Origin of the sequence: Nostoc sp. UIC 10607, from assembly GCF_047228265.1 — a bacterium.
In the GTDB taxonomy this organism is placed as follows: Bacteria; Cyanobacteriota; Cyanobacteriia; order Cyanobacteriales; family Nostocaceae; genus Nostoc; species Nostoc foliaceum_A.
Genome location: NZ_JBIQNW010000121.1, coordinates 1 through 9222, shown reverse-complemented (window position 1 = coordinate 9222; position 9222 = coordinate 1). Strand labels below are relative to the sequence as shown.

Below are 9222 nucleotides of genomic sequence, written 5' to 3'. Positions count from 1 at the left end.
CTTTACCGTATATACCGTGCTGTCTCCTAAATCCTTTACCAGCAAGCTTTTTGAGACTTAACGGGAAAAGTCAGGTACCACAACCAATACCTCACGGTGAAGCAGTAGGAATTGATGTAGGATTAACAAGTTTTATCGCAACTTCCAATGGGCTAACACTCAAGCGTCCAAGGTTTTTTGTTGATGCCCAAAGCAAGCTGAAATTGCTGCAAAAGCGCGTCTCTCGAAAACGTATTGGCTCGAACAACTCGAAGAAAGCTCAAAAGAAAGTAGCAAAATTTCATGAGTACATTGCTCGTTGCCGCAAAGATTGGCACTCTAAACTGTCTCACCAAATCTGCAACGATGTCGGAATGGTGTTTGTTGAAAACTTGAATTTAGTTGGTTTATCCCGTGGAATACTGGGCAAACACTGTTTAGACGCTGGATTCGGTCAATTCTTCAACATACTACAGCAAACTTGTCTTAAGCGTGGTGTCTATTTTCAGAAAGTAGACAGTCGTAAAACTAGCCAAACTTGCCCTAATTGTGGAACCGATACAGGCAAGAAAGAGCTTTCAGAACGTACTCATATTTGCTTGAATTGCGGCTATAGCAATGATAGAGATGTGGCAGCTGCCCAAGTAGTTCTTGTGAGAGGACTTGCAGCCGTAGGGCATACGGTCAAGATGCTTGCTGAGGGTAAATTCGTTGGAATCCCGAAGACGCAAGAATCCCCAAATTTATAATTGGGGGAGTGTCAACACGCTGATCTAAATGCTGTGAATCGTCGGCGGCGATCGCACTACCTGTTGGAAGCTGGCTGGAGAGCAGACAACGCAATCCAAGGGCTTGGGCGATCGCACCGGACTAACCAAGCATCAGCACCTATTTTCCGACCTGTTACCACTAACGTCATCGGTGAACGCCGCTTTATCTCAACCATTGCCCGACGGCTGGATAGCTTGGGCGCTCTTACTCGCGGTCAACGGCAGACGGGTGGCAATGGGATATTTGAGGCTAAGGATAATCTGGAGTCGAACTATGCGGAACACGCGCTGTATGAGTTATTCCGACAAATATACCAAGGTCGATTTTATGAAGTTCCACTAGGGACTTTTGAGCAAATGACAGGACTGAGTTTAACCTCTCATGAAGGCGGGATGAAAATCGACTTGCCCCCATTACGGCAATTCCTCAATCGCCTGCTGGCTTTACGCATCGATATGCAAAACATCATTTTCGAGCGTTTTGAGTTATTGCTAAGTCAGCAGATTGAAGCAGCGATCGCCACAGGGGTCTATGAGATGGGTGTGGAAACTTTACGGGCTGAACGGTTTACTGTTGAGAGCCAGGAAGCTGTGTACACCCACCCTGCCACTGGTAGCGTAACGAACTATCTCAAGATAGAACGCACTCAGAAGAATAACATCAGAACGGCTGACGAAATGCTTGAGTTTGCCAGTATGTACCAGGGGAAATTGATGGTTAACACCAAGTTTGGTCATGCTGCTGTGTCAATTCCGACACATAGTATCTACGATGCTGATGGTGGTGTTGTACCAAGAGTGTTACTCGTCCGTCCACAGAAAGAAATCCGTATACCAGTCAAGGATTTAGAATCTTCCACTTGGAAAGCGGTTTGTGTCGATGCGTTCGTCGCAGGGTGGTCGAAGGAAGTGGACACACTGCCCAAGTTCACAACCGATTATCTGCACTTAGTCACCGGTATTTTGTTGCCCATTTGGAAAATCTTGCCGCAGCACAATAGCCGAGTCTTCCGGTTGCAAACCAGCGATGGACAAAAGATTCTCGGTCGGGTGGTGAATGCTCACGACATTCAAACCGTGCGCGAACAACTTGGACTCAGGAACCAGCTGCTTTCTCCAGATGAACTTGTGAAGCTGGTACTCAACGAGAGATATACACAGCAGTTGCCGGGTGGTGTAACCTTGCGACGTTCTTTCATTGCTGGTGAACCTCGCATAGAACTGGTTAATGCTATCTCATTGGCAGAGCGACTCTTAGCTATTGGCTGTTTCACTGAGATCATCAACTGGAAAAAGCGGGTGTTCATTCCAGTTTCAGACAAAGCACCAGCTATTCTAGCGGCTGTGATTGAAATCTTGGGATAAGTCAAAAGCTGATGTATCTAATAAATACATCAGCTTATTTTTCGCTCAAACAATAGTGTGTTTTTATTGTACAAAATGAAGGTAATTATACGTAATAGCTCTGACGTGGAATACCTAGAATGTAGAAAAATGAAGAGTCACAATAGCAGTGACGAGCGTATGATTTGGCAAGTAGGATAGATTTGGGGTGCTTCACCAGATAAGGAGAAACTGAGCAGTATATGTTTAAGGGCGTTCAAGCTATATTTTTTTTCGTAGATGATGTTGTTGCAGCTGCTCAATGGTATGGCGAGCTTTTAAATATACCAATGAATTACTTTTATGTAGAAAATGAAATACGAGGAGCATTGATTGATGTTGGCGGCGTTGAAATGTTTTTCCATCTGGCAGATGAAAAAATGCGTCCGGGGAACGCAGGTCAAGTAGCCTATTGGCGTGTAGACAACTTTGAGCAAGCATTAGATTATGCCCAAAAGCATGGTGCAAGGCTTTATCGAGGCCCTTTGGTAATTGAGGGACAGCAAGCAATTTGTCAAATGTGGGACCCATTTGGAAATCTTTTTGGTATGCAGGGTAAAACCTGGGTCTAAGACAAGTGAAAGAACTTAACAAAAGGTCAAGTAAGAAAAATCGGTGCTACAAAACTTACTAGCTGATGCTAATACGGTGAGCAAAGCTCACGCCAAACTTTTTGGTCTACTGAAATTTGTACAACTTATTTTTACATGATGGCTTAATCAAATAAATACTCTTGAATGTCATTTTGATGATGGCGGAGAATACTTATAGCTTTGACCTGGATTTGACGAATCCGCTCTCGACTGAGGTTTAGCTGTTGGCCAATCTGAGCGAGATTGAAATGCTGATCATTCTCTAGCCCAAAGCTTAAAGTCAACACTTGACGCTGTATAGGTGTCAATGGTTCTAAGAATTTAGCCACGTCTTGGGATAGAAGTTCTTGGGTAAGGAGTTTTTCTGGTGAAACACCAACGTCTGTTAAAATTTCGCCCAATTCTGTTTCTTGCTCATCTCCAATTTTTTTATTTAAAGAAATGGCTGTACGAGAGGCACTGAGATATTCTCGAAGCTTATCGGGGCTGATGTTTAATGATGCAGCTATTTCTTCAGCAGTGGCATGGCGGCCGAGTTTTAGAAAGCTTTCTCGCTGCACCTTCTTAATTTTATTAAGGATTTCGGTTAGATGAACAGGCAATCTAATAGTCCGAGATTGTTCTGCAATTGCTCTGGTTATAGCTTGGCTAATCCACCAGTAGGCGTAGGTCGAGAGCTTATACCCCAGGTTCGGGTCAAACTTTTCTATACCCCGTTGTAAACCTATTGCTCCTTCTTGGATCAAATCTAAAAATTCCAAATTGCGGTTCTGGTATTTCTTGGCAACAGAAACTACTAGTCGCAGGTTAGCTGTCACCATTTTTTGTTTAGCTTTTTGACCAAGGTGTAGTGCTGCTCGGACTTGTGCTTCGGTTTTTTCAACAGCATTGGCTAATTCTGTCATTGTTGGTTCACGTTCTAGCTGTTGAGTGAGTTCATTTTTAGATTGCTCAATGGCAATCATTTGTTGTACCTGTTTACCATAAGCAATTTCTTCGTCTGGTTTTAATAGAGGATACTTACCAATTTCTTGCAAATAGATGCGAACCATGTCTGAACTGAGGCTGGACATACAAACTTTTGGGCTTTTTTTACCGGGGGATTTAAAAGTATAAATCAAATAATTCGATAAACTTTTTTATTTTTAATAGTCAAAATTCATCACTAATGCAGTTCTGGATGAAGTAACCTCTGCTTCAACCTTGTGTAACGCTGTTGGTCTTCAGTAGAGCGCACCGCCAGAGATATCGCTTTTTTCGCTCCAACAATGATCGCTAACTTCTTGGCACGGGTCAGCCCGGTGTAAAACAGGTTCCGGGTCAACATCATATAGTGCTGCATATAGATTGGCAGAACTATCACCGGATATTCTGAGCCTTGGCTTTTATGAATCGAAATGCTCCAGGCAAGGGCAATTTCATTCAGGTCAGCGTAATCGTAAACCACAGTACGCTCACCATACAGTACTGTAACTTCTTGCTCGACAGTATCAATGCTTTGAATAATCCCCAGGTCGCCGTTGAAGACTTCGCGGTTGTAGTCGTTGGTCAACTGGATAATGCGATCGCCCTCGCGCAACAAATTCCCACCTCTATTAATCTCCACCTTGTTGGGGCTGGGTGGGTTGATCAACTGCTGCAATACTGTGTTCAGGTTACGAGTCCCGATTACTCCCCGTGTCATTGGGCAAAGCACTTGCACATCAGTAGCAGGATTAAAACCCAGCCGTGGAATCAAATCGGTAATCAACTCGCAGATTGCCTGTACACCATGTTCGGGCTGATGTCCGCCGCCGTGCCAAATACAGTCGGACACAGGATTGTCGGAGATTGGCTCGATTGTGGGATAAATTCCTCGATTAATTTGGTGAGCAGCAGTGATAATTGCACTTGTTTGAGCTTGGCGGAATACCTGAGTTAACCGCACTACTGGCACGCAACCAGAATTAATCAAATCAGCGAGTATTTGACCTGGGCCCACAGATGGTAACTGGTCAATGTCACCCACCAACAACAGTAAAGCGCCAGCTAGTACTGCTTTAATTAAGGAGTAAGCCAGAAACAAATCAAGCATCGAAGCTTCGTCAGCGATAATTGCCGTGTGGGGTAAAGGATTTTCGCTATCGCGCTTGAAACCCCTTGAGCGCGGGTCAAATTCTAGCAACCGATGAATAGTTTTAGCTTCCAGCCCAGTCATTTCACCCAAACGTTGAGCAGCGCGTCCAGTAGGTGCAGCTAGGGCTATGGATTTACCCATTGCTTTCCACAGGCTGACAATGGTGTGAGTTGTGAAGGTCTTTCCAACGCCAGGGCCACCAGTCAAAATCATGATTTTGGAGTAGGCTGCTGTTTCTACAGCTTGGCGTTGCTGTTCTGAAAGCTGAATTTTACGGCTAGCAGTAAAGCGCTCAATCCAATCACGCACACGCTCAATGTCAGTGCCAACAGGTTTTTCCAAGCGTTGGCGTATCAGTTGAGCTAAATTCTGTTCCGTATGAAAGTAAGTCGGCTTATAGCAAAGTAGCCTTTTTTCTTCATCCCGCTCTCTAATCAGCTCGTCTGCCAAAGCCATATCTTTAATAATAATCGCAACCGCTTCTTCTGTGGGCTGGTGAGATTCGGTAGTCAGCAGTTTGATTACCGACTCAATCAGTTCGCTTTGTGGCAGGTAACAGTGACCATCTTCGGCAGCTTCACTTAGGCAATGGATAATCCCCGCACGGTAACGAAATTCTGAGTCAGGCGCAATTCCGATATTTCTCGCAATCTTGTCAGCAGTCAGAAAACCAATCCCATAAATGTCGGCTGCTAACTGATAGGGGTTCTTGGTAACAGTAGCGATCGCTTCATCCTTATATTGCTTGTAAATTTTTACAGCATAAGTGGTAGAAACGCCATGCCCCTGGAGAAACACCATCACTTCTTTGATTGCTTTCTGAGTTGACCAAGCGTTTTTGATTAAAGTAATCCGCTTTTTAGCGATGCCCTGAACTTCAATTAATCGCTCGATCTGGTTTTCAATAATATCGAGGGTCTCAAATCCAAAGTGAGCTACGATGCGTTTGGCTGTTACTGGCCCAACACCTTTTATGAGTCCACTGCCTAAATATTTCTCAATTCCGGTGAGGGTGGCTGGTTTGGTTTCTTTGTAGTTGACTACTTGGAACTGGGGGCCAAATTGTGGATGGTCACGCCAGAAACCAATTAGCTGTAGAGTTTGACCTGGTTGAATATTTGCAAAGGAACCAACAATTGTTGTCAGTTCGGTGCTACGGGGACGGGTCAGTCTTGCCACAGTGTAACCCGATTCAGCAGAGTAAAAAGTTAGGCGTTCTACGACTCCGGTGATTGTTTCGTGTTGAGGAAAGGCGCTTACTTGTTGAGGAGAAAGATTAGGGGGAGTGGACATTGCTTATGATCAGATGCCGCACATTATTATAATATTGGAAGTCAGCTAATTATAGTACATAAATACTAAATAAGATGCCCGGTATTAGGAGTTCGGGATAAGATATCCTCGAAACTTTTGATTTATGATTGTTCGATCTGAACCTCTATTTTAGTCTATTCTCAATAAGGCAGATTTTTGAGATTTAACAACTACCGCTCATACTGCAACATTCTACTCAACTACTTGATATAAGGTCACAGTCAATCCCCGAAATATTAGTGGTATAAAATCAAATTTTTTTATCAGTTTTAGCTAATTTATTTTTATCAGTTTGTTAAGTCATTTTTCATCAATACATCCAACTGAGCCAAGAGCTTCTCTAGCTTTGATTTTTTTTTCGGATCATCCCATACCTTGGACTGCTTAAAACGGCGAAGTGTGTCCTCAACGCGGTCTTTCAGAGATGTTGACTCTGTTTGAGTGCGAGACTCTGATTCCGGCTTCTGCTGAATTTCTAAAATCTTCCGCTTAATTTCGCTCAATGAGAGATTGTAGGCGATCGCGTCTTCTAGTAGTTGAATTCTTGTTTTTTCATTTTTCACCCTAGCGATTGCCCTTGCTTTAGTGTACTCAATTTTTCCCGAACGCAATACTGAAAGCACATCTTGAGGGAGATTGAGTAAAGGCAAGCGATTGCGAACAAATGAATCCCACTTCATGCCTCCTAATGCTGTAAATATTTCCTCAACAAGTAGAGTTTGAGAATTACCCGTAACGTTACGGGTAATTTTTCCTTTAGCTTCGTTTTCCATTTTTTGAAGCAATTTGACGGTTTCTGACGTACTGATTGACAACCGAAATGCTAATAGTTCAAGGATACCTTCAGTCTCTTCTAGTGGATTGAGGTCTTCGCGTTGCAGGTTTTCAACGAGTCGCACTTGGTACGTAGTCGCATCATCCATTATGCGGACTACTACAGGAACCTCAGTTAAAAGAGCCATCAATGCCGCTTTGTAGCGTCGTTCTCCGGCTACTAATTCATAATCGCCCTCAGAGAGCGGACGCACTAACAGAGGTTCGAGAATACCCAATTCTTTGATTGAATGTGATAGTTCTTCAAGCTTCTGCTCATCGAAATAGCGCCTTGGCTGTGAGGAAGGTAGCTTAATTTTGGCAATTGCAATTGTGTTAGTAGCGCTGGCTTGATCATCAGATTGTGACCCAGTTACAGTGCCAAACAGCAGATCGACAGGCTTTTTGATTGCAGCGTAAGGTTCGTTACGTTTGCTATTCACAGTTTTAATTCAAGTTTATCTATGCTATCAGCAATTTTTTTGAGTACACCCACGGCTGGATGGTTTTTATCAAATAATGCTAGTGGGACTCGGCGCTCAGAAGCATCGGCAAAGGCAATAGTTTTTGGAATTGGTGGGTATACAGGAGCTATCTCTGATAGTTGTTCTTGTACAGCTTTAAGTGTACGCGATTCCTGGGCAGTCCGACCATCGAACATTGTAGGAACAAATCCAGCAAATTGCAATCTGGGGTTGGTATGACTGCGGACTTGGGTGATCGTACTGAGTAAAAGTTCAGTTCCCTTAAATGACTTAAATTGACATTGGATAGGAACGAGAATATGAGTAGCAGCAGTGAGGCTGATGATACTGAGTAACCCCAAAGAAGGTGGACAGTCGATAAGAATGAAGTCGTAATTATCTTGCACATTCAAGAGTCCATTTTTTAGGCGATATTCTCTAGCGATCGCACTACTAAGTTGCATTTCACTAGCGGCAAGATTAATGTCAGCAGGGACAAGCGCCATACTATGAATCGGTTCAGGATAGATAGGTAATGGTCTGTTATCAACTATTGTTTGTTGAATACTAATACTCAATTCGTCTGGTTCGAGTCCCATAAATGTAGTGAGAGATGCCTGCGGATCCATATCCACAAGCAAAACACGACGTTTTTTAAGTGCAAGGTGGTAGCCCAGATTTTGAGTAAGTGTTGTCTTGGCAACCCCACCACTTTGGTTAAATAGTGCAATAATCCGGGTTTGGCTCACTTTAATAAATTGCAGTTATCGCAAAAAGTACTTCTAATACAGGCAGATTGTAGCGCTTGATTAGGGGGAATACAACTCTTAGAGGTTGCAAGATTACTTTCCATTCCATACTGCCTAGAAGTTGCCTGTAGCAAGAGTATACAAGTTATCATTTGAATACCGCGAACGCGAATTGTATTTGGTGGCAGCAGAGAGAGTAGATGAACTATAAGCAATTGTCTTAGATGCAGATACAGATACACCAACAAAAGGCGACTAACTTCTGCCAGTGTTAAAAAAATCCGAATCTGATTCTGATAACTTATGCACGCTACCAGTATTGCACTTTTTATTTCCAGCATCGCCAATGATTTGCACTGCTGACACACGAGAAATTGCATGGGTAATCTTGCTTGAAAATACAACAGTACAACAAATATTTCTAGCCGATATCTGATGAAATATATCTAAGATAAACACTTTTTTGGTACTACCAACAGGGAATAAAAGTGCGAGTTTACAAAAGAGCTAGTAATGGGAGAATATAAAGAACATCCTTCACTGATTAAAGTGAAAGTCCAATACCCCAACTGTGAGCAGACTGGTATCAGATTAAAAACAGGAGAAGTGATTTCGACAACAGCGATTCCTTCTCCTTGGCAGCAATGATGGCGCACTCCCTCTTCAAGAGTGATTAGTAAGAGATATTTACGATTGATAATGCAAAAGTTGAAAATTTTACCCTCAATAATAACTGCACTAACGGCACTGACACTAACTAGTTGCAGCACTACTACTGCTGAACAGTATGAAGCTACAGCACTCACCAGTTACTCCTGGCAAGTCAAGTATGCGAATAACCTAACAAGTCAACCACAGCCACGTATTGAAATCTTTGCGAATACTTCAGTGTTGAATCGGAATGGATTGAAACCGCCAGGAGCAGTTGTTGGCCCAGATGACCGAGGCTTATGGTGGCCTACTTTACCTGACTTTTCCCGTTAAGTCTCAAAAAGCTTGCTGGTAAAGGATTTAGGAGACAGCACGGTATATACGGTAAAG

7 protein-coding genes and 1 pseudogene are annotated in these 9222 nt (G+C 43.1%); 4 read left to right on the top strand and 4 right to left on the bottom strand.

Annotated elements, in window-relative coordinates; all coding sequences use genetic code 11:
* The 3 genes from ACEYW6_RS34980 to ACEYW6_RS34970 all read left to right on the top strand — a co-directional run.
* Nucleotides 1-728, top strand: a 728-nt coding sequence (locus tag ACEYW6_RS34980) for an RNA-guided endonuclease InsQ/TnpB family protein (RefSeq protein ID WP_412983407.1), incomplete at its 5' end; no start/stop codon positions are given.
* The gene (locus tag ACEYW6_RS34975; RefSeq protein ID WP_412983406.1) at nucleotides 729-2114 is read left to right on the top strand and encodes a strawberry notch C-terminal domain-containing protein; all 1386 of its coding nucleotides are present in this window, start codon (nucleotides 729-731) and stop codon (nucleotides 2112-2114) included. It begins immediately after the preceding gene.
* 221 nt (nucleotides 2115-2335) lie between these two features.
* On the top strand, nucleotides 2336-2704 hold the full coding sequence (locus ACEYW6_RS34970; protein WP_375466841.1) for a VOC family protein: 369 nt from the start codon (nucleotides 2336-2338) through the stop codon (nucleotides 2702-2704).
* A gap of 143 nt (nucleotides 2705-2847) precedes the next feature.
* Here the strand turns inward: ACEYW6_RS34970 and ACEYW6_RS34965 are convergent, their stop codons facing one another.
* The 4 genes from ACEYW6_RS34965 to ACEYW6_RS34950 all read right to left on the bottom strand — a co-directional run bounded on the left by ACEYW6_RS34965 (nucleotide 2848) and on the right by ACEYW6_RS34950 (nucleotide 8181).
* A complete protein-coding gene (locus ACEYW6_RS34965) occupies nucleotides 2848-3798 on the bottom strand; it encodes an RpoD/SigA family RNA polymerase sigma factor (protein ID WP_340096716.1) in 951 nt (316 codons plus the stop codon).
* A 92-nt stretch (nucleotides 3799-3890) separates the two neighbouring features.
* Nucleotides 3891-6134 carry an ATP-dependent RecD-like DNA helicase gene (locus ACEYW6_RS34960; RefSeq protein ID WP_412983405.1) on the bottom strand — a complete coding sequence of 748 codons (2244 nt, stop codon included), beginning with the start codon at nucleotides 6132-6134 and terminating at the stop codon, nucleotides 3891-3893.
* A gap of 308 nt (nucleotides 6135-6442) precedes the next feature.
* Nucleotides 6443-7411: a ParB/RepB/Spo0J family partition protein gene (locus ACEYW6_RS34955; RefSeq protein WP_412983404.1), complete on the bottom strand. Its 969-nt coding sequence runs from the start codon at nucleotides 7409-7411 to the stop codon at nucleotides 6443-6445.
* Entirely contained in the window at nucleotides 7408-8181 is a 774-nt protein-coding gene (locus ACEYW6_RS34950; RefSeq protein WP_094346400.1) for a ParA family protein, read from the bottom strand. The genes ACEYW6_RS34955 and ACEYW6_RS34950 overlap by 4 nt, the downstream gene beginning before the upstream one ends.
* Nucleotides 8182-8880: 699 nt before the next feature.
* On the opposite strand from ACEYW6_RS34950, the pseudogene ACEYW6_RS34945 reads away from it, so the two are divergent.
* Nucleotides 8881-9150: pseudogene (locus tag ACEYW6_RS34945) on the top strand (hypothetical protein); the annotation flags it as partial.
* Nucleotides 9151-9222: the final 72 nt, after the last annotated feature.